Annotated in this window: 21 protein-coding genes; 10 read left to right on the top strand and 11 right to left on the bottom strand. The window is 72.2% G+C overall.

Features of this window, described 5'->3' with window-relative positions:
• Positions 1–4 precede the first annotated feature (4 nt).
• From ABZ881_RS24900 to ABZ881_RS24925, 6 genes are read left to right on the top strand one after another with little or no spacing between them, the layout of a single operon-like run.
• Positions 5–847, top strand: coding sequence for a sugar phosphate isomerase/epimerase family protein (locus ABZ881_RS24900; RefSeq protein WP_358488000.1), 843 nt, complete (start codon positions 5–7; stop codon positions 845–847).
• Entirely contained in the window at positions 844–1,713 is an 870-nt protein-coding gene (locus ABZ881_RS24905) for a sugar phosphate isomerase/epimerase family protein (RefSeq protein ID WP_358488001.1), read from the top strand. The genes ABZ881_RS24900 and ABZ881_RS24905 overlap by 4 nt, the downstream gene beginning before the upstream one ends.
• A complete protein-coding gene (locus ABZ881_RS24910) occupies positions 1,694–2,110 on the top strand; it encodes an SDR family oxidoreductase (protein WP_358488029.1) in 417 nt (138 codons plus the stop codon). Before ABZ881_RS24905 ends, ABZ881_RS24910 begins: the two co-directional genes overlap by 20 nt.
• Positions 2,111–2,127: 17 nt before the next feature.
• Positions 2,128–3,015, top strand: a complete 888-nt coding sequence (locus ABZ881_RS24915) for an alpha/beta fold hydrolase (RefSeq protein WP_358488002.1) — start codon at positions 2,128–2,130, stop codon at positions 3,013–3,015.
• Positions 3,012–4,103, top strand: a complete 1,092-nt coding sequence (locus ABZ881_RS24920) for an agarase (RefSeq protein WP_358488003.1) — start codon at positions 3,012–3,014, stop codon at positions 4,101–4,103. The genes ABZ881_RS24915 and ABZ881_RS24920 overlap by 4 nt, the downstream gene beginning before the upstream one ends.
• A gap of 1 nt (position 4,104) precedes the next feature.
• Positions 4,105–4,917 (top strand): mycofactocin-coupled SDR family oxidoreductase, encoded by an 813-nt coding sequence (locus ABZ881_RS24925; RefSeq protein WP_358488005.1) that lies wholly within the window; start codon positions 4,105–4,107, stop codon positions 4,915–4,917.
• Positions 4,918–5,276: 359 nt separating this feature from the next.
• Here the strand turns inward: ABZ881_RS24925 and ABZ881_RS24930 are convergent, their stop codons facing one another.
• The 5 genes from ABZ881_RS24930 to ABZ881_RS24950 are packed head-to-tail and all read right to left on the bottom strand — an operon-like array spanning position 5,277 to position 10,546.
• On the bottom strand, positions 5,277–6,650 hold the full coding sequence (locus tag ABZ881_RS24930) for an aromatic acid/H+ symport family MFS transporter (RefSeq protein WP_358488006.1): 1,374 nt from the start codon (positions 6,648–6,650) through the stop codon (positions 5,277–5,279).
• A gap of 56 nt (positions 6,651–6,706) precedes the next feature.
• Positions 6,707–7,741 (bottom strand): 2Fe-2S iron-sulfur cluster-binding protein, encoded by a 1,035-nt coding sequence (locus tag ABZ881_RS24935; RefSeq protein ID WP_358488007.1) that lies wholly within the window; start codon positions 7,739–7,741, stop codon positions 6,707–6,709.
• A complete protein-coding gene (locus ABZ881_RS24940) occupies positions 7,738–8,718 on the bottom strand; it encodes a 4-hydroxythreonine-4-phosphate dehydrogenase PdxA (protein ID WP_358488009.1) in 981 nt (326 codons plus the stop codon). The genes ABZ881_RS24935 and ABZ881_RS24940 overlap by 4 nt, the downstream gene beginning before the upstream one ends.
• Positions 8,715–9,263: an aromatic-ring-hydroxylating dioxygenase subunit beta gene (locus tag ABZ881_RS24945; RefSeq protein WP_358488010.1), complete on the bottom strand. Its 549-nt coding sequence runs from the start codon at positions 9,261–9,263 to the stop codon at positions 8,715–8,717. The genes ABZ881_RS24940 and ABZ881_RS24945 overlap by 4 nt, the downstream gene beginning before the upstream one ends.
• Entirely contained in the window at positions 9,260–10,546 is a 1,287-nt protein-coding gene (locus ABZ881_RS24950) for an aromatic ring-hydroxylating dioxygenase subunit alpha (RefSeq protein ID WP_358488012.1), read from the bottom strand. Before ABZ881_RS24950 ends, ABZ881_RS24945 begins: the two co-directional genes overlap by 4 nt.
• 155 nt (positions 10,547–10,701) lie before the next feature.
• Here ABZ881_RS24950 and ABZ881_RS24955 point away from each other — a divergent pair, with 155 nt between their 5' ends.
• Positions 10,702–11,487 (top strand): IclR family transcriptional regulator C-terminal domain-containing protein, encoded by a 786-nt coding sequence (locus tag ABZ881_RS24955; RefSeq protein ID WP_358488013.1) that lies wholly within the window; start codon positions 10,702–10,704, stop codon positions 11,485–11,487.
• Positions 11,488–11,612: 125 nt separating this feature from the next.
• Positions 11,613–12,368, top strand: a complete 756-nt coding sequence (locus ABZ881_RS24960) for a FadR/GntR family transcriptional regulator (RefSeq protein ID WP_358488014.1) — start codon at positions 11,613–11,615, stop codon at positions 12,366–12,368.
• A 90-nt stretch (positions 12,369–12,458) separates the two neighbouring features.
• On the opposite strand, the gene ABZ881_RS24965 is transcribed toward ABZ881_RS24960, so the two are convergent.
• Genes ABZ881_RS24965 through ABZ881_RS24975 form a run of 3 tightly spaced genes read right to left on the bottom strand, consistent with a single transcriptional unit; the run spans position 12,459 to position 15,294 of the window.
• Positions 12,459–13,484: an amidohydrolase family protein gene (locus tag ABZ881_RS24965; protein WP_358488016.1), complete on the bottom strand. Its 1,026-nt coding sequence runs from the start codon at positions 13,482–13,484 to the stop codon at positions 12,459–12,461.
• On the bottom strand, positions 13,481–14,179 hold the full coding sequence (locus tag ABZ881_RS24970; RefSeq protein ID WP_358488017.1) for a 4-carboxy-4-hydroxy-2-oxoadipate aldolase/oxaloacetate decarboxylase: 699 nt from the start codon (positions 14,177–14,179) through the stop codon (positions 13,481–13,483). The genes ABZ881_RS24965 and ABZ881_RS24970 overlap by 4 nt, the downstream gene beginning before the upstream one ends.
• Positions 14,176–15,294, bottom strand: a complete 1,119-nt coding sequence (locus ABZ881_RS24975; protein ID WP_358488018.1) for a zinc-binding dehydrogenase — start codon at positions 15,292–15,294, stop codon at positions 14,176–14,178. The genes ABZ881_RS24970 and ABZ881_RS24975 overlap by 4 nt, the downstream gene beginning before the upstream one ends.
• A 95-nt stretch (positions 15,295–15,389) precedes the next feature.
• Between ABZ881_RS24975 and ABZ881_RS24980 the strand changes: the two genes are divergently transcribed.
• Together ABZ881_RS24980 and ABZ881_RS24985 are read left to right on the top strand one after the other, a co-directional pair.
• The gene (locus tag ABZ881_RS24980; RefSeq protein ID WP_358488020.1) at positions 15,390–16,334 is read left to right on the top strand and encodes a hypothetical protein; all 945 of its coding nucleotides are present in this window, start codon (positions 15,390–15,392) and stop codon (positions 16,332–16,334) included.
• Between the two features lie 5 nt (positions 16,335–16,339).
• Positions 16,340–16,798: an RpiB/LacA/LacB family sugar-phosphate isomerase gene (locus tag ABZ881_RS24985; protein WP_358488021.1), complete on the top strand. Its 459-nt coding sequence runs from the start codon at positions 16,340–16,342 to the stop codon at positions 16,796–16,798.
• Positions 16,799–16,810: 12 nt separating this feature from the next.
• Here ABZ881_RS24985 and ABZ881_RS24990 read toward each other — a convergent pair whose 3' ends face one another.
• From ABZ881_RS24990 to ABZ881_RS25000, 3 genes are read right to left on the bottom strand one after another with little or no spacing between them, the layout of a single operon-like run.
• Complete coding sequence (locus tag ABZ881_RS24990) at positions 16,811–17,665, bottom strand: alpha/beta hydrolase (protein ID WP_358488022.1); 855 nt, start codon at positions 17,663–17,665, stop codon at positions 16,811–16,813.
• Between the two features lie 4 nt (positions 17,666–17,669).
• Positions 17,670–18,485 (bottom strand): 3-methyl-2-oxobutanoate hydroxymethyltransferase, encoded by an 816-nt coding sequence (locus ABZ881_RS24995; protein ID WP_358488023.1) that lies wholly within the window; start codon positions 18,483–18,485, stop codon positions 17,670–17,672.
• Between the two features lie 12 nt (positions 18,486–18,497).
• Entirely contained in the window at positions 18,498–19,016 is a 519-nt protein-coding gene (locus ABZ881_RS25000; protein WP_358488025.1) for a hypothetical protein, read from the bottom strand.
• Positions 19,017–19,129: the final 113 nt, after the last annotated feature.

The following is a 19,129-nucleotide window of genomic DNA, read 5'->3' on the forward strand; positions in this document are numbered from 1 at the left end:
AGACATGTTCCGCTACACGTACAACACCCTGGCGTACGGCCGGGAGCCGCTGGCCGAGGGGATCGCCCGGCTGGCCCGGTACGGCTACGACGGCGTCGAGCTCGTCGGGGAGCCCGCCGAGCAGGACGTCGGGCAGATCCGCGCCGCGCTGCACCGGCACGGCCTGGTCGCGTCCTCGATCATCAGCATCTTCACGCCGGAACGCGACATCGTGAGCACCGACCCCGCCGTGCGTCGCCGTGCCGTCGACTACGTACGCGGCAACGTCGACCACGCCGCCGCGCTCGGCGCCGAGGTCGTCACGTTCACCCCGACGGCCTGCATGAAGATCGTCCCCGGTGCCGAGCGGGCCCGGGAGTGGCAATGGGCGGTCGAGGCCGCACGTGAGGTCGGCGACCACGCAGGTGAGTGCGGGGTACGCATCGCGGTCGAGCCGTGGAACCGCTACGAGACCTATCTGATCAACCGGATGGACCAGGCTGTCGCGTTCGTCGACGAGGTGGCCCGCCCGAGCGTCGGCGTCATGGCCGACACGTTCCACATGGCCATCGAGGAACCCGACATCGCGGCCGCGATCCGCCGTGCCGGGGCACGCCTGACCCACGTGCACCTGGCCGACTCCAACCGCGCCGCGCCCGGGTACGGGCACATCGACTTCGGTCCGATCCTCGCCGCGATCACCGACGTCGGTTACGACGGCTGGATCTCATACGAGCTGCTGCCCGCGGCCGGGGACGTGTGGGGAGTGCTCTCCGGCGCCGGCGCCCCGGAGTTCGGCGACGCCTACACCGAGGCCGCGATCACCCACACCAAGAAGATCGTCTCCGACCTGAGGACGGTCCGGTGACCCGCCCGTTGGGCCTGAGCACGTTCCTGCTGGCCTCCCCGTTCTCCGACGACGCCGCGCGCCCGGCGTTCGAGCAGGTCGCGGCACTCGGCTACGACCTGGTCGAGGTGTGTGTGGAGGACCCGGGGCGGCTCTCGGCGCCGGCGCTGACCGAGGCCGCCCGGGAGACCGGTCTGGCCGTGGGTGTGTGCGGTGCGTTCGGCCCCGAACGCGATCTCTCGCACGACGATCCAGGGCGGCGCCGGCAGGGGGTGGACTACCTGCGCGACTGCATCGACCTCGCCGCCGCGGTCGGGTCGCCGCACGTCGCCGGGCCGATGTACGCCACGACCGGCAAGGCCCGGATGCTCGGGCCGGACGAGCGCGCGCAACAGTTCCGATGGGCCGCCGAGAGCATCCGTGAGGCCGCCGACCATGCAGGGGAGTGCGGGGTCACGCTGGCGATCGAGCCGCTGAACCGGTTCGAGACCGACCTGGTGAACACCGTCGAGCGAGGCCTGGAACTGTGCGCCGCGACCGGCCGGGACAACGTCGGCCTGCTGTTGGACACGTTCCACATGAACATCGAGGAGAAACACCTGGCCGACGCCGTACGGCTCGCCGGTGACCGGGTGTTCCACGTCCAGGTCGCCGAGAACGACCGGGGGACGCCGGGCAGCGGGCACGTGCCGTGGGCGGAGTTCTTCGGCGCGCTCGACGAGATCGGTTACCACGGCCAGGTCGTCGTCGAGTCGTTCCTGCCCACCGTGGCCGAGATCGCCCGCGCGGTGTCGCTGTGGCGCCCGGTCGCCGACTCGCCCCAAGCACTGGCCCGCGACGCGATCGCGTTCCTGCGCTCGGTAGACGATTCCCGGGACCGGTCGTGACGGGCGCGGCGTCCACCACGGAGCTGATGCGGGGTGCGGTGGTGACCGTCGTCGGTGTGGTGACCCCGGCGCCGGCCCGGTCACCCACTACAACGCGGCCAAGTACGGCTGCATCGCGCTCATGAAGACCCTGGCCTGGGAGCTGGCGCCGGACAACATCCGGGTCAACGTCGTGCACCCGACCGGGGTGAACACCGACATGAGCAACAACGACTGGTTCGTGCGCTGGCTGGGCGAGCACGAGGACCTGGCTGAGCCGATGCGCGGCAACCGGATGCCCGCCGAGGTGGTCCAGCCCGAGGACGTCTCGAAGATGGTCGCCTTCCTGGTGCCCGACGACGCCCGCTACGTCACCGGCGTCGAGCACCGGGTCGACGCCGGATTCATGATCAAGTGAGTGAGGAGCGGAACCGCATGCAGATCGTCGACCATCATGGTGACCGGGTCCGGCACGGCCGGGCCACGGTCAACGGCGTCCGGTTGCACTACCTGGCCGCAGGCGAGGGCGAGCCCGTCCTGCTGCTGCACGGGGTGCCCAAGACCTCCTATCACTGGCGGCACGTGATCCCGCTGCTCACCCCGCACTACCGGGTCGTGGTGCCGGACATGCGCGGGCTCGGGGACTCCGAGCACGCCGACGGCGGATACGACATGGCGAACGTCGCCGAGGACTTCGCCGCACTGATGACCGAGCTCGGCCACGAGCGCTTCCGGGTAGTCGGCGAGGACTGGGGCGCCGCGGCCGCCTACCAGCTCGCCGCCCGCCACCCCGACCGCGTGCAGCAACTGGTCTACCAGGAGATGATCCTGCCCGGATTCGGGCTGGAGGACTACTCGTTCCTGACCCCGGACAACGTGCGCAGCTACGTCTGGCTCTGGCACATCAACTTCTACTCGGTCCCCGAGTTCCCCGAGATGCTGATCAACGGTCACGAGCGGGAGTACTTCTCCTACTTCATGAAGCACGAGACGCACGACCCGTCGGCGATCACACCCGATGCGCTCGACGAGTACGTGCGCTGCTACTCCTCGCCCGGCGGCGTCAAGTGCATGTGCGAGATCTACCGGGCCACGATCACCGACGGCGACCAGAACAGGGAGTCCGCGAAGACCCGGCTCCCGATGCCGGTGCTGGCCGTGGGCAGCGAGCACTTCATCGGTGCCGACAACGAGCGGCAGATGCGAGAAGTCGCCGACGACGTGCGCGCGGTGATCCTTCCGTGGGGCCACCAGCTCGCCGAGGAGTCGCCGGAGGAGCTGGCCGGGCACTACCTGCGCTTCTTCGCCGGGGAGATGGCGTGACCTACGCGATCCGCGACGGTCGGCTCGTCGATCCGAACGGGAATCCGTTCCTGTCCCTGGGCCTCAATCACACCGACGAGACGGCACTGAAGTTCCCGCGCAACGTCGACGTGTGGCGCGAGCGCTACGGGTCGCGGCAGAGCTGGATCCGGGACGGCGTCGTCGCGGACCTGCGCGGGTGGGGGTTCAACACGCTGGGTTGGACGAGCGAGTACGTCGCGGGCGGCTGGGGCGAGGCGCTGGACTGGTTCGGCGACCCGATCGACCTCAAGCACTCCGAGCAGTGGTCGGCCGCGGAGCTGCGCGGCGCCGGGATGCCCTACGTCGCCCAGGTGCGGGTGGCCGAGATCGAGGACTGGAACGGCCACCCGGCGTTCCGCCCGCTCGACGACGACTTCGCCGACTGGTGCGACCACCTGGGGCGCGCGATCGCCGCCGAACACGCCGACTCGCCGGACCTGCTCGGCTACTTCCTGGTCGACATCCCGGCCTGGTTGCCGCACGCGTCCGGGCGGGACTTCGCCGAGCTCGTCGGCCTGGACACGGCCGCACGGGAGCGCAAGCTCTACGACGTCGCCAGCCGCTACTACGAGACGATCGCGACGGCGATCCGTCGCTACGACCCGCACCATCTGATCCTCGGCGACCGGTTCAACGGCAACAAGGGGATCCCGGAACCGGTGCTGCGCGCGATGGCTCCGCACGTCGACACGCTGTCGGTGCAGTACTTCACCGAACCCACCGACGAGTCCCGTCGCAAGATGCACGACGACCTGGCCCGCTGGCGCGCTCAGTGCGGGGACAAACCGGTGATCGTCGCCGACGTCGGGAACTGGACCCCGACCGAGCTCAACCCGCACCGCGAGGGCCTGCCCGACCACGCCGCCCGCGGCGCGGACTACGGGGCCGCGATGGAGGCGCTGCTCGACGAGCCCTGGTTCGCCGGCTGGCACTGGTGCGGTTACGTGGAGAACACCGGCGGTCGCGGCTGGGGCCTCAAGGACCCGTGGGACGAGCCCTATCGGCCTCTCACCGACGCGATCACCGAACACAATCGCCGCGCGGCGGCGTACCGAAAGGAGAGCTGAGATGGGCCAGCTGGACGGCAAGGTCGCGGTGATCACCGGCGGCGGCCGCGGGCAGGGACGCGCGCACGCGCTCCGCCTCGCCCGTGAGGGCGTCGACATCGTGACCTGTGACATCACCGAGCAGGTGGACTCGGTCCCGTTCGACACGGGGCGCCCCGGCGACCTGGACGAGACCGTTGCGCAGGTGGAGAAGCTGGGCCGCCGGTGCGTCGCCCTCGAGGGCGACGTGCGACGCACAGCGGACATGGCCCGCCTGGCCGACTCGGCGATGAGCGAGTTCGGCCGGATCGACATCCTACTGGCCAACGCCGGGATCCTGAGCCTGTCCGAGAACACCTGGGAGCTCACCGACGAGGCCTGGGACGACATGATCGACATCAACCTGACCGGTGTGTTCAAGGCCTGCCGGGCGGTGGTCCCGCACATCAGGGCGGGCGGCAACGGCGGCTCGATCGTGATCACGTCGTCGATCGCGGGCCTGCGCGGGGTGGCCGGTTGCACGCACTACACGGCGGCCAAGCACGGCATCGTCGGACTGATGCGCACGCTGGCCAAGGAGCTCGCGCCGGAGTCGATCCGGGTGAACACCATCCACCCCACCGGCGTCGCGTCGCCGATGTCGAACAACGACTTCTTCCCGCGGTGGCTGACCGAGCACGAAGAGCTGGGCAACGCCATGCGGTTCAACCTGATGCCGGTGGACGCCCTGCCCGAGGCCGACGTGTCTGAGGTGATCGCGTTCCTGTGCTCCGACGCCGGGAAGTGGGTCACCGGGACGACTGTCCCGGTGGACGCGGGGTTCATGCTCAAGTAGGCAGCCGGAATCCCGCATCGACAACCTCGGCGGGCTTCTCCCGGCATCGCCCGAGACCAGCGGCGAACGGTGGGGCCGGGCGTGGTCGGAGACGGCGACGTCCGGGCCCCGCCGCGGGCGGCGGTGACCGCGGTGGCGTCGTTGGGCCTGGGCCGGACCACCTCCGACGGCGCCATCCACGAGCTGCGCCCCGGTCCGGGACGGCGACGAACGAGTACACCCCGGCGCGGGATTATCTGTGCGTCGCCCCTACCGCGGCCATCGACATCGCAGAACAGCCGATCTGCCCTGGTCGGGGCGTCGGCGCACAGGGCCGCGCCGGTGACACCCGGGTCCGCGCGCCGCGCGGTACAGGCTCGTCACGACCGGCGCACGGCGGTCTCGGCCCGGCTTCCGGTGACCGTGGCCGGCTCGTCGCGGTACCGGAGCCCGCCGAGGGCGAGGACGGTCACCGCGGCCACCAGCATCGGGACCGCCATCACGACGAACAGCCCGGTCGTCGACCACCCCGCCGCCACCGCGAGCCCGACCAGGACGGGGCCGAGGATGCCGCCGATGCGGCCGACCCCCAGCGCCCAGGCGACGCCCGTGGACCGCATCTCCGGCGGGTAGAACAGCGACCCGAAAGCGATCACACTCTTCTGCCCCCCGCTCACGCAGCAGCCGACCAGGAACGTCACACACAGCAACAACCAGAGCGACGCGCCGAACACGGCACCGAGAACCCCGACGAGCACGGACCCGACCAGGTAGAGGACACCGAGGGTGTACCCGGCGCCGAACCGGTCCATCGCCGGGCCGGTCACCAGCGCGGCCGCGATCCCGCCGATGGTGGTCAGGGTGGTGGCCGTGACCACCGTGCTCGTCGGATGGCCGAGCCCCTCCAGGATGGTCGGAAGCCAGCTCTGCAGCGCGTAGAACTCGGCGAGGTTGATCGCGAAGACCAGCCAAAGCAGCAGCGTCCCCACCAGCCACCGGCGCTCGAACAGACGGATCACCGGGAGCCGCCGGGTGGTGCCCTCGTCCTGGATCGGGCGGCGGGCGAGAGTGCTTTCCGGCAAGGCCGGGTCGAGGCGGTGCAGGATCGGGCCGACCGGGCGTCCCCGCTGCATCAGGTACGCCGGGGACTCCGGGAGCAGGCGCCACAGCAGCGGTACCAGCAGCAGCGGGAGGACCCCGCCGATCAGGAACATCGGACGCCAGCCCAGCAGCGGGATCACCGCCCCCGCGGCCGCACCGGCAGCGACGAAGCCGAGCGAGAACCCGCAGTAGATCACGAGCACGAACGTGGCCCGTCGGCGGCGCGGGGCGAACTCGCTGGTGAGCGCGATGGCGCTGGGCGCAGCAGCGCCCAGGCCGACCCCGGTGAGCAGCCGCGCCGCCAGCAGCACCTCCACCGAGGGGGCGAAGGTGGTCAGTAGGGTCAGTACGCTGAACGAGGTGGTCGCCGCGATGACCATCCGGCGGTGACCGATCCGGTCCGCCAACGGTGACACCGCCAGGTATCCGATCATCAGACCGACCAGCGCCGAGGAGAAGACTGGTCCCATCGCCGACGCAGGCAGGTCCCACTCGCGGGCGATCGCCGGGGCCATGTAGCTGATCGCCTGGGTGTCGAACCCGTCGAGGAACATGACCAGCCCGCAGAGGGCCAGTACGGCGTACTGCAACCGTCCCACGGGACGGTCGTCGATGAATCCGGGCAGGTGGACGGTGCGGGGGTGATCGGGCACGCTCGTTACCTCGCTGTACGGCGTCGCAGGTGTGGTGGGGGGGTCCCGGCGGGCGGTCAGCCGGCCGGGACCGGCCCGGGCGGGGCCGGGAGGACCGGTGCGTCCACCGGGACGAAGGCGTCGGCCAGGAAGCGCTCGCCAGCCAGCCTGGCCGCGCCGGTCAGCACCTCGCGGGCGTCCCGGGTCATGGCCGGGTTGCCACAGGCGTAGACGGTGTGCCCGGACAGGTCGGGATGGCGGGCGGCGGCGACATCCTGGACGTGTCCGGTCGCGCCGCGCCAGGTGCGGCCCGGGCGGGACAGCACCGGCTGGACGTCCAGCCAGGGCAGTGCCCGCGACCAGCGCAGCACGGTGTCGAGCAGGTAGAGGTCCGACTCGTCGCGGCCGCCCCAGTACAGAGTCGTGGGCCGGGCGGCCCTCCGGGTGATCTGGTCGAGCAGCACCGAGCGGACCGGGGCGAACCCGGTCCCGGTGGCGAGCAGCACCAGCGGCTCCTCGCCCGGCTCGACCGTCGTGTCGCCGAACGGGGACTCGACGGTGAGCCGGTCGCCCGGGCGCAGGTGCCGGGCCGTCCGGTCGGAGAACAGGCCGCCCGGCTCGATCCGTACGTGCAGTTCGGCGGTGTCGTTGTCCCGGGGGGAGTTGGCCATCGAGTACGGCCGCGAGCCCCCTCCGGGCAATCGCACCTCGAGGTGCTGCCCGGGTCGGAACGGGATCCGGCGTCCGATCGGGAAGCGCAGTTCCAGGACGACCACGCGCGGCGCGGGCCGCCGTACCCGGTACACGCGGGCGGTCAGCGTGCGCCGGCGCGGCAGACCGGAGCGGGTGATCCGGTGCGGCCGGATGTCGACCGGTCCCTCCGGCACGGTCTGGCAGAACAGGGCGTCGTCGCCCGGCCCGCAGCGTCCGCCGCGCCGGTCCCGCACGGTTCCGGCGGTGACGACGCCGAGGCAGCTGCGGCAGACCCCGCGCCGGCAGGAGTACGGGATCGTCCAGCCCGCGGCCTCGGCGGCATCGAGGACGGTCTGGTCGGGGGCGCAGTCGAAGCCGATGTCGGTGCCGGTGACGGTGATCGGGTGGGTGGCGGTCATGCGGTGGCCACCTGCTTCCGGTCGGCGAGGGTGCGCAGCGCGCGGACCGTAGCCTCGGGGTCGGCCCGGCCGCTGCCGGCCAGGTCGAACGCGCTGCCGTGCCCGACGCTGCAGAACGGCACACCCGCGCCGATCGAGAGCGCCACCGACGTTCGCCCGGCGAGCAGCTTGACCGGGACGTGTCCCTGGTCGTGGTAGGCGGCGACATAGCCGGCGTGCTCGTTCGCCGCCAGCAGTGTGTCCGCACCAGTCGGTCCGTCCACCGGATGTCCCTCCTCGCGCAGCCGGGCCACGGCCGGGGCCGTGACCCGCTCGTCGTCATCGCCGAACAGCCCGCCCTCGCCGGCGTGCGGGTTGATCCCGAACACCGCCGTGCGGCCGGGCACGCCGAGCCGGTCGAGGGCCTGATGCAAGGCGCGGCCGGCCGCGACGACCCGGTCGGCATCCAGATCGGTGACCGCGTCGGCCAGCCGGCGATGCAGCGTCGCGTGTACGATCCGCAGCCCGCCGCCGACCAACAGCAGGAACACCCGGTCGGCCGGGCTCCCGGTGACTTCTGCGAGCAACGACGGGTAGCCGGTGAACGACACCCCGGCGGCGTGAATCGCGGTCTCCGAGTGCGGGGCCGCGACCACGGCGGGGTACGCACCGGCGGCCGCGGCCCGGATCGCCGTCCGGGCGTAGGCCAGGGTCGCCCGGCCGGCGGCGGCGTCCACCGTCCCGGGCCGGTGCGCGCCGGCGGGCAGCGCGCCGACGTCGATCAGGTCCAGCGTGCCGGGCTCGGGCGGGAGGCCCGGATGGTGGTCCCGGACGACCTCGGCCCCGCCGGTGACTCGCACCGCCGACTCGACCACGGCGCGGTCGGAGACCAGGATCGGTGCGCAGCCGGTGCGCCGGGCCGCCATGACCGCCACTTCCGGGCCGATGCCGTTCGGGTCCCCGGTGCACAGCAGCGTGCGGGACACGGGGCCGGTCACAGCGGGACCGCCAGCAGCGTGTCGATTCGTGAGCTGTCGCAGACCACGACCCGCTCACGCAGCAGGGCGTGCTCCTCGCGGATCTGGTAGAGGTCCAGGTAGCGGCCGCTGGCGAACAGGTCCGTCGGCCCGTCCCCGGTGATCCGTACGACCAGGAACGACGTCTCGCTGCGCACCTGCAGCGCGCCGTCGCGGGCCGGCTCGGCGGACAGCACGGCCGGGGCCCCGAGCAGGTGCCGGTAGCTGTGCCGCTCGTAGATGTTGGCCTCGCGCAGCGCGGACACCCGGTCGGCGAGCATGCCTCGGGTGTCGGCCCACACGATCCCGGCAGGCAGGCCACGCCGGTGGTTGTCCGCGGTGGTGATCCGATAGTGGCAGTCCTCGGTGAAGAACCCGGGCCAGTCCTCGAGCCGGTCGTCGTCGATGCAGCGCACGTAGTGCCCCTGCGCGGCGAGCACGATCCCGTGCACCCACGAGATCAGCACCGGGTCCGCGTCGGTCGACGGGTCGGTCGACGGGTCGGTCGACGGGTCGGTCGCTGTCATGCGTCCTCCAGCGTGAATCCCATGCCGGCGCGATAGGCCTTCCAGAAGCCGCGCACCGACGCCTCGGTGACCCGGCTGCTGCTGGACACGGCCTCGGAGCCGCCCATCTGCAGGGTCGCGAACTCGTCCCCGGCTCCGGCGATGCCGCGCTGCACGAAGCCGCCGATGCAGCCGTCCTCCATCGACACGTAACCGGCCGGACCGACCAGATTGGACTGCTTGAGTCGGACCAACCGCTGCTCCTCGGTGTCGTCGGTGAACCCGAGGTAGGTCCAGTTCAGCCGGGTCCGGTCCACCCCGATGGGCAGGATCTGCCGGACGGCGACGGAGTTCTGGATCTGCTGCAGCACGAAACCCGGGAACACCGACAGGATCTGCAGGGTGGTGTCGTCGCCGACCTCGGAGAATCCGTCGAGCATGCTCGGATCGCGCAGCCGGTACTCGCTGTCGGAACGGATGTTCTGGTCCCGGTAGTCGGAGTCGGTGGCCTCGACGGAGGTGACGGCGGAGCGGTCGATCGCCGAGTAGCTCACGTGGTGCGCGCCGTCCTCGCTGACGATGATGCCGCCGCGCTGGGAGAGCTTGTTGATCCCGAACGTGGTGAAGAACAAGTGCAGGATGCTGGCGTGGTACGAGTCCTTGACGTTCTCCACGTAGAGCTTCCAGTTGTTGGGCAGCTCCTGGGTGAACCGGCCCAGCACCACAGGAGTGCGCCCGCCGAGCAGGCGGTCGATCCGGTCCACGATCTCCTGGCCGAGATACTCCTCCAGCGGCGGTACCTCGTTGGAGAGGCTGCCGAACACCAGGCCGTTCAGCACCGCGGTGCGCAGCTTGCGCGGCCCGTGCCGCTCCCGGCAGAACTCCGCCGGCATTCCGCCGGCACTGCCGATCCCGTCCTCGAACGCGACCGCGGTCAGGTCGCCCTGCAGGTTGTAGGTCCAGGCGTGGTAGACGCAGGTGAAGTCCTTCGCGTTGCCGTGCTCGGCCATCGCGATCAAAGCCCCGCGGTGCGCGCACCGGTTCTCGAAGGCGTAGAGCTGCCCGTCGGTGTCCCGGGTGACCAGCACCGGTTGCTCACCGATGAAGGTGGCGCAGAAGTCGCCCGGCTCGGCCAGCTCGGCCTCCAGGCACAGGTAGCTCCAGTACGGCCCGTGGAAGAGGCGGCCGAGCTCGGCACGCAGGATTTCCTCGTCCTGGAACGCCCAGTACGGGACTTGCGTGAGCGACGTCGGCCAGATCCGGTCCGCCACCGGTTCCGCGCTGGGGCCGTCGAGTCGGTCCATGATTCTCCATCCGTTCGATTAACGAACAGCAGTTCGCCTTACGAACGCATGGAAGCCCGCGACGAGGAGCCTGGTCAAGGGCTCGGCTTGACAGTTCACGAACTCGGTTCGTATAACGAACAGATGCAGTCCCCTTCCGGCCTGGTGGAGCCCGCGTGACCGACGACGGCGGAGGGGCACCCGGCCGCTCCCGTTCCCCGGAGGGGATGGCCGGGCTGGCGAAGGGGCTGGCCGTCATCGAGCTGTTCGGCAGCACGTCCTCGCGGTTGTCGGTCGCCTCGGCCGCGGAGGGCATCGGCGTCGCCCGGGCGACCGCGCGCCGGTGCCTGCTCACCCTGGTCGAGCTCGGCTACGTGGAGCACGACGGCCGGTACTTCCGGCCGACCCCTCGGATGCTGCGACTGGGCAGCACCTATCTCGACACGTCGACGTTGCCCGGGCTCGCCCAGCAACGGCTCACCGACGCCCGCGACGAGCTCGGCGAGTCGGTGTCGCTGGCGGTGTGGGAGGACGGGTGGTCGGTGTTCGTGGCCCGGGCCGAGGCGTCGCGCATCGTCAAGACCGGGGTGCGGGTGGGGGCTCGTCTCCCGGTGCACTGCTCGGCGACCGGGCGGGTGTTGCTCGGTGCGCTCGACGACGACCGGGTCCTGGAGGTGCTCGGTGCCGCCGAGCGCGAGTGCCGGACCCCGCACACGCTCACCGACCCCGGTGCGTTGCTCGCGGTGGTCCGCGAGGCCAGGCAGGAGGGGCTCGCGATCAGCGACGAGGAGTTGGAGCTGGGCATGCGGGCCATCGCGGTCCCGGTGTCCGACGGGGCCGGCCGGGTCGTCGCCGCGATGAGCGTCAGCGCGTCCAGCGCCCGGGTCTCCGCGGAGCGGATGCGTCGCGAGTTCGGCCCGGTGCTGCGCCGGGAGGCCGGGCGGCTCGGCCGGACGTTGTGAGGTCGGCCGGGGTCCGCGACGCGTCACACGCGTAGTGTGGTCGTTCGAGGTCCGGATCACCTCGTCATCGATGAACACGCCCCGGCGCTCCCACGGCGTCGGCTCGACCGACATACTATTAGTCCATGGCGTCACAGTCCGACGGTTCGACCGTCTCCGGCAAGCCCCGGGAGCAGTCCGAGATGTTCGGCAAGGTTCGTGCCGGCCGGGTGTCGAACCTGATCGTCGAACAGATCCGGCTGCTGATCTCGGAGGGACAGCTGGTGGCGGGGGACCGGCTTCCATCGGAGCGGGAGCTGGGCGAGCGGTTCGGCGCGAGTCGGGTGACGGTGCGCGAGGCCTTGAAGATGCTGGAGGCCACCGGGCTGGTAACGATCAAGGTGGGCGCCCGCGGCGGCGCGTTCGTGACCGCACCGACCAGCGAGCGGGTCGGTGAGGGGATCTCGGACCTGCTGCGGTTCTCGGTGGTGGAACCGTCCGACGTGACCGAGGCACGGCAGGTGTTCGAGATCTCGATCGTCCCGCTGGTGTGCCGGCGGGCCGACGAGACCGACGTCGCGGAGCTGCAGGAGATCTGTGAGCGGGCGGAGCGGAGTCTGGAGTCGGGCGAGGGCTACTCGGTGACGCTGTCCGCCGAGTTCCACGTGCGGGTCGCGCGGGCCACGCACAACCCGGCGATCGAGCTGCTGGCGCGGACGTTCCACGGGCCGATGCTGCGGTCGCTGATGCGGGCGCAGGAGGAGGACTCGCTGGTGGGGGTGCGCGGCACCGCGGAGCACCGGCAGTTCGTGGAGGCCGTGCGGATGCGCGACGTGGCAGCGGCGACCGCGGTGATGACAGCACACCTGGCCCGGACCGCGGAGCGCCTGCGCAAGGACTGACCGCCGACCGTTGCGGGGTGGCACCGGCGGTCTGGTGGCGTTCTCGGCGGCCCGGGCAGGCCTGCGGGCAGGCCGGCCCGGGCATCCGGATCAGGCGACGGGCAGCGGGCCGAACCGTGCCGCGAGCCGTGGGTAGACGCGGCGCGCGTTCCCCTCCAGCACGGCGTACCGGGCGTCGGGGGACAGGCCGGCGGCCTCGACGTACTGCAGCGTGTCGTCGTAGTCGATGCCGCTCTCCGGGTCCGCCCCGCGCACCGCGCCGAGCATCTCCGAGGCGAACAGCACGTTGTCCGGGCCGACGACGTCGAGCAGCAGTTTCACCCCGCGTGCGTGGTAGACGCAGCTGTCGAAGAAGACGTTGTCCATCAGGTGCTCGCGCAGCGGCGGCCGGCCCAGGCGGGCGGCCAGCCCCTCGAACCGGCCCCAGTGGTACGGCACCGCGCCGCCGCCGTGCGGGATCACGAACCGCAGTCCGGGAAAACGCTCGAACAGGTCACCGAGCAGCAGTTGCATGAACACCGTGGTGTCGGCGTGCAGGTAGTGCGCGCCGAGCGTGTGCACCGGGGCCAGGCACGAGCCCGACACGTGGATCATCGCCGGGACGTCGAGCTCGACCAACGCCTCGTAGAGCCCGAACCAATACGGGTCGGTCAGGGCCGGTGCCGTCCAGGCCCCGCCGGACGGGTCCGGGTTCAGGTTGGCCCCGACGAAACCGAGCTCGGTGACGCAGCGGCGCAGCTCGGCGATGCTCGCGTCGAGCGGACCCTCCGGGGTCTGCGGGAGTTGGCAGACCGCCCCGAAGTGTCCCGGGTACAGCGTGCTCACCCGGTGCACGAGGTCGTTGCAGGCGCCGGCCCAGGTGCGGGCCAGCGCGGTGTCCGGGAGGTGGTGGTCCATCGCGGAGGCCTGCGGCGAGATCAGCATGAGGTCGGCGCCGCGCTCGCGCAGCACCCGGAGTTGGTTGTTCTCGACGGCCTCGCGGATCTCGTCGTCGCTCGTGGCCGGGGCACCCGGCTCGGGGAGCTGGGGATCGGCGAGCCGGTCGAGCTGGGCCCGGCGGAACTCCCGGTGCGGCCGGGGCGCCATGGTGAAGTGGCCGTGGCAGTCGATGATCATGCATCCGCTCCCGGACGGTCGACGTAGCGCAGCCCGGCGGCGGCCAGGCGCTCACGCATGCCGGACACGTCGAGTCCGAGCTCGCCCGCCCGATAACGCGCCCGGATGCCTTCCTCCCGCTCCTCGCGGTTGGCCGACGCGGTGGCCACCGCGGTCGCGTCGGCGCGCGGCACGACGACGACGCCGTCGTCGTCGGCGACGATCACGTCACCGGGGTGCACGACCTGCTCGGCGCAGGAGACGGTGACGTTCACGCTGCCGAGCGTCTCCTTGACCGTGCCGAACGCCGACACCGCGCGCGACCAGACCGGGAAACCCAGCTCGGTGAGTTCGCGGACGTCTCGGCAGCCTGCGTCGATGACCAGGCCCCGCACCCCGCGGGCGAGCAGCGAGGTGGCGAGCAGCTCGCCGAAGTAGCCGGCGTCGGAACGGGTGGTCGGGGCGACGACCACCACGTCACTGGCCCGGCACTGCTCGATCGCGACGTGCAGCATCCAGTTGTCCCCCGGCGGGACGGAGACTGTCACCGCGGGCCCGGCGATCCGGGCGCCGGCGAAGATCGGGCGGAGCCGGGGTGCGAGCAGGCCGGTGCGGGCCTGCGCCTCGTGCACCGTCGCCACGCCGAACCGGCCGAGTGCGGCGACCGCGTCCGGGTCGGGTCGCGGCGGGTTGCGCACCACCACCGGGCCGTTCACGCGACACCGGCCCAGGGCAGCAGGGACACGTGCACCACGTCCTCGTCGAGCTCGCCGCCGACGGCCCGGATCGCCCGGTCGGTCTCGTCGAGCCCGAAGCTGTGGGTCGCCAGGCGCTCGAGCGGGAACCGGCCCGACGCGAGCTGGGCGACGGCGAGCTCGCAGGCCCGGTACCCGTGGCCGCGGGCGCTGCGGATCGTGATCGCCTTCTCGGTGACCTTCTTCAACGGGAAGTCGGGGAACGCGGCCACCTCGCCCTGGACCACCATGACGCCCTCACGCCGCTTGAGCGCGTCCACGCCGAGCAGTACCGGTGCGGTCCCGGCGCCCGCCGTGCAGTCCAGGACGACGTCCACGCCGCGCCCGCCGGTCAGGTCGCGCACCGCGGTGAGCGGGTCCTCGGTCCGGACGTCGACGACGTGGTCGGCGCCGAGCTCACGGGCCAGTTCCAGGCGGGCGGCGTCCCGCGTGGTACCGGTGACGATGATCGTCGAGGCCCCGGCCTGCGCGCAGGCGACGACCTGGGACAGGCCCTGCTGGCCGGGGCCCTGGATCAGCACCGTCGAGTCGTAGCCGACGCCCCCGGCGTTCAGTGCCCACTCGATGCCGTTGGACAGCGGGGTGACGATGCCGGCGAGCTGGGCAGAGACGCCGTCCGGGATGCGGTGCAGCACCGCGTTCCACGGCAGGAACATGTACTGCGCGAAGCCGCCCCACAGCTGGTGCTCGTTGGCCGCGGAGGTGTAGCCGTAGCGCCGGGCGTCGGGATTGGTCCGCCAGTCGGTGTTCTCGCAGTGCCGGTACTCCCCGGCGTGGCACCACTCGCAGTGGTAGCAGCCCACGTAGTGCTCGACGAAGACCCGGTCACCGTCACAGACCCCGTGCCGTCGAACGAAGTCGGGTCCCGCGTCGACGATCACGCCGACGTTCTCGTGCCCCATGATCACCGGGTCGGTGAACGGCGGGTTGGCGTACATCTTGACGTCGGTGCCGCAGATTCCGGCGACCTCCACCCGCAGCAGCGCCCCGTCGGCGGGTACCCGCGGCAGCGCGAAGTGCTGCAGCTCCGTGCGGCCGGGGGCCACCCGTACCGCGGCCAGGACATCGTCCGCCATATCGCTCCTCCAGTCTTATGGTCTGGTGTTAGACCAATGATAGTCTGCGCCGGTCGCGGCGACCAGGGACGGTCCGCGACGGAGAGGCGGACGAGATGACCGAGCTGCACCTGTCCACACTGACCCGCAGCCAGGGCGCGAACGCCGCGTTGAAGGACGGGAGCGTTGCGCCGGCCCACGCGACCCTCGACTTCGTCGAGGTGTCGCCGCTGCCCAGGGGGTTCCGCCGGATGGTCCGCGACCTGGAGTTCGACGTCGCGGAGATGGCGGTCACCACCTACCTCGTCGCCCGGGGACACGGCGTCCCGTTCACCGCGCTGCCGGTCTTCCTGGTCCGCGGTTTCCACCACGGCGCGATCCAGGTCGCCGCCGGGTCCGGGATCCGGCCGCAGGACCTGGCCGGGCGGCGGGTCGGGGTGAATCGTGGCTACACGGTGACCACCGGCGTCTGGGCCCGCGGGGTGCTCGACCGGGAGTACGGGCTCGACCTCGACGGGATCACCTGGGTGTGTTCGGACGCCGAGCACGTCGAGCGGTACCGCGCACCGTCCAACGTGGTCGCCGCGGGTGCGGACGCCGATCTCGGGGCGATGCTCGCGGCTGGCGAGCTGGCCGCGGTGATCGGTGCCGGGCTCACCGGGCCCGGCGTGGCCCCGCTCGTACCGGATCCGCAGGCCGCCGCGGTGGCGGCGCTGCACCGCGACGGTTTCCACCCGGTCAACCACCTCGTCGTCGTGCGGGACGAGCTGCTGGCCGACCACCCCGGTCTGGCCGAGGACCTGTTCGCCGCGTTCGCCGAGGCCAAGCGGCGCTACGTCGCCGACCTGGCGGCGGGCGCGGTGACCGACCCGGACGCCACCGACCGGCTGAACGCCGTCGTCGCGCGGGAGACCGGGGCCGATCCGCTGCCCTACGGGATCGAGCCCAATCGGGCCGTGTTGGAGCGGCTCGCCGAGCTGGCCCGTGACCAGCACATCCTCGCCGAGCGGCCGGACGTCGACGGGCTGTTCGCCGCCGGTACCGCGGGCCTGGCCGGGTGAGCGGGATGCGGATCGCGATCGTCGCCGACCACAACGCGGTGCCGATGAAGGCCCGGCTGGTGGACTGGCTGGCCGCGCGCGGACACGACGTGGACGACCGCGGGGTGCACGACGAGCGGGTCGTCGACTACCCGGTGCTGTGTGAGGACCTCTGCCGCCGGGTGCTGTCCGGCGCCGCCGACACCGGCGTCGTGCTCGGTGGCAGCGGCAGCGGCGAGCAGATGGCCTGCAACAAGATCCGCGGGATACGGGCCGCGCTGTGCCACGACACGTTCCTGGCCGGGATCGCCCGCGGCAACAACGACGCGACGGTGCTGGTGATGGGGGCCAAGGTCATCGCGCCGGACGCCGCGGAGCGGATCCTCGAGGTCTGGCTCGACACCGGTTTCCGCGGCGGCCGGCACCACGAGCGCCTGGCCCAGATCGCCGTCCTGGAACGGGGCGGCTCGTTGCTCGGGGACTGACGCTCCCGCGGCTCAGGCGCGGTGGGAGTCCAGGAAGTCCAGGAGGCGGGCGGGCGCGGTGTCCGCCGTCTGCTCGGCCACCCCGACGTCCCAGAGCTGGGAGCCGGGCAGGCACTCGTGCAGGAACCAGGCGGCGGAGCGGGCGTGCGAGGCGTCCTGGCCCGGCACGACCAGTGCCGGGACGTCGAGGGTGAGCAGGTCCTCCGGCTCCGGGCCGGGGACGCTGTCCCGGTCGAACATCGTGCGGACGATCCCCTCGAGCACGGTGCGGTACCGGCCGGGATCGCCCGCGGCGTAGGCGGTGGCGAAGTCCTGGTCGCGGCGCAGGACCGGCGCCCACGGGCCCACGGCCGGATCCGTGCCGAAGCCGGCGCCGGACCCGCGGGCCCGCTCCACCACCGCACCGAGCCCGTGCGCCGCGACGAACGCGGCGTGCTCGGCGAACCGGCGGTGCTGGGTCATCCGGTACCGCGCACCGCCCGCGGGGGAGTACAGGACCATGCCCGCCGTGCGTTCCGGGTACGCGACGCCGAACGTCGCCGCCACCGACGCGCCGACGCACCCGCCGAGCACGAACGCGCGCTCGATGCCGAGGTGGTCGAGCAGGCCGGCGCCCTGGGCCGCGTAGTGCGCCCATGTGACCCGCTCGACCCGGCCGCCGGAGTCCCCGGATTCGCGCCGGTCGAAGGCGATGGCCGTGTACCGGGTAGCCAGTGCCTCGACGAGCCCGGTGGCCCGGTAGACGCCGTGCGTCGACCAGTTCGCGAGGGTCGCGTCGAACCCGCCGGGGGAGAACAGCAGCAGGGCCGGCCCGTCGCCGGTGACCTCGTAGCGGGTTCGCAGCCCGTCGATCGTGGTGGTGGGCACGTCCTCACCGCCCGCCACGGATCTGGCGCCCGGCGCGCACGTCGCCGGCGTAGGCCGAGATCGCGTCGAGGCTGATCCGGGCCACGTCGGCGTAGGTATTGCGCGGGTCGTCGAGCTGCGACTCCGCGTAGCCGATGGCCGCGTTCACCATCCGGACGCGACCGTCCAGCCACGGCCCGCCGCCGTGACCGCCGAGCACCGGGATCGATACCGCATCCACCACGGCCGGCCCGACGACCGGGCCCGAGTTCGTGAAGTTGAGCAGCGCCGCCCCGGCCGCCTCCAGGGCCCTGGCCTCGGCGACCATCTCCTCACGCATGTCCGCGGGCACCTCGCTGGACGCCCCCGGCGTGGTGTCGTAGGCGATCCCGTGCCGCAGCGCGGTCTGCGGGGTGATCCCGAACTGGGCGAACACCGGGATTCCGGCGCGGTGCACCGCGGTCACGGCGTCGAGGTGGTCGGCGGCGCCGTCGAGCTTCACCAGGTCCACCCCGCCCTCCTTCACCAGCCGGATCGCGGCGCTGACCGCTTCGCGGGGGCCTTCCTGCAGCGGCCCGAACGGGAAGTCGCAGGACACCAGGGCCCGGCGCACCCCGCGCCGGACGGCCCGGCAGACCACCAGGAGCTCGTCCATGGTGATCTCCAGCGGGTTCGGCCGGCCCCACAGGTTCATGCCGACGGTGTCGCCGACCGACACCAGGTCGACACCGGCCCGGTCGACGATCCGGGCCATCTGGTAGTCCCACGCGACGACGCCGACGATCTTTCGGTCGTCGCGCTTCATCGCCTGCAGCGCCGGGACGGTCACGGTCTCGCTCATCGGTTCCCCCTCTCAGGCACGGATCGCGGTCAGCAGATCGGCGGCGTCGCGGTCGTCGGCGCCGGCCAGCAGGACACGGGCGTGCGGGCGCAGCGCGGCCACGCTCGCCCGGGCGTCGGCCCCACCGAGCACGATCCCCGCGGTCATCACCCCGCGCCCGGCGCAGGCGCGCCCGATCCGTCCGGCCGCCAGCGCGGCGGCGTCCCCGGCCCGGGCCGAGGCGATCATGACCACGGCGTCGGCCGCGGCCAGCTCGGCGGCGAGGTCGGTGGCCGCGCCGCCGGTGTGGTGCAGGGGCAGGGCATCGTCTGTGCCGTCGGGCGCCGGGGGTGGGCCGGTGCGCAGGGTCAGGAACCGCGCCGCGTTCCACCGCTCGCGGGCGAGCCTGCGGACCGCGGTGGCCGCGTCGTCGTCGAGCGCGACGACGCGGGTACCCCGCCGGCCCTCGACGGGGGCGTCGATCCGGTAGCCCGCCTCCTCGGCGGTGGTGGCCAGCGCGCAGCTGCTCTGCAGGATCGGTCGGGTGCTCATCGACGTCCTCACACTGACGCGTGCGGCTTGCCCGGTTCCGCGGTGAGCGCGTCCCGGCTGGAGTCGATGAACGCCGAGTCCCGGGGCAGCACGACCGCCGCCGAGCGCACGTG

This window comes from Pseudonocardia sp. NPDC046786 (assembly GCF_040645415.1).
GTDB classification, from domain to species: domain Bacteria; phylum Actinomycetota; class Actinomycetes; order Mycobacteriales; family Pseudonocardiaceae; genus Pseudonocardia; species Pseudonocardia kongjuensis.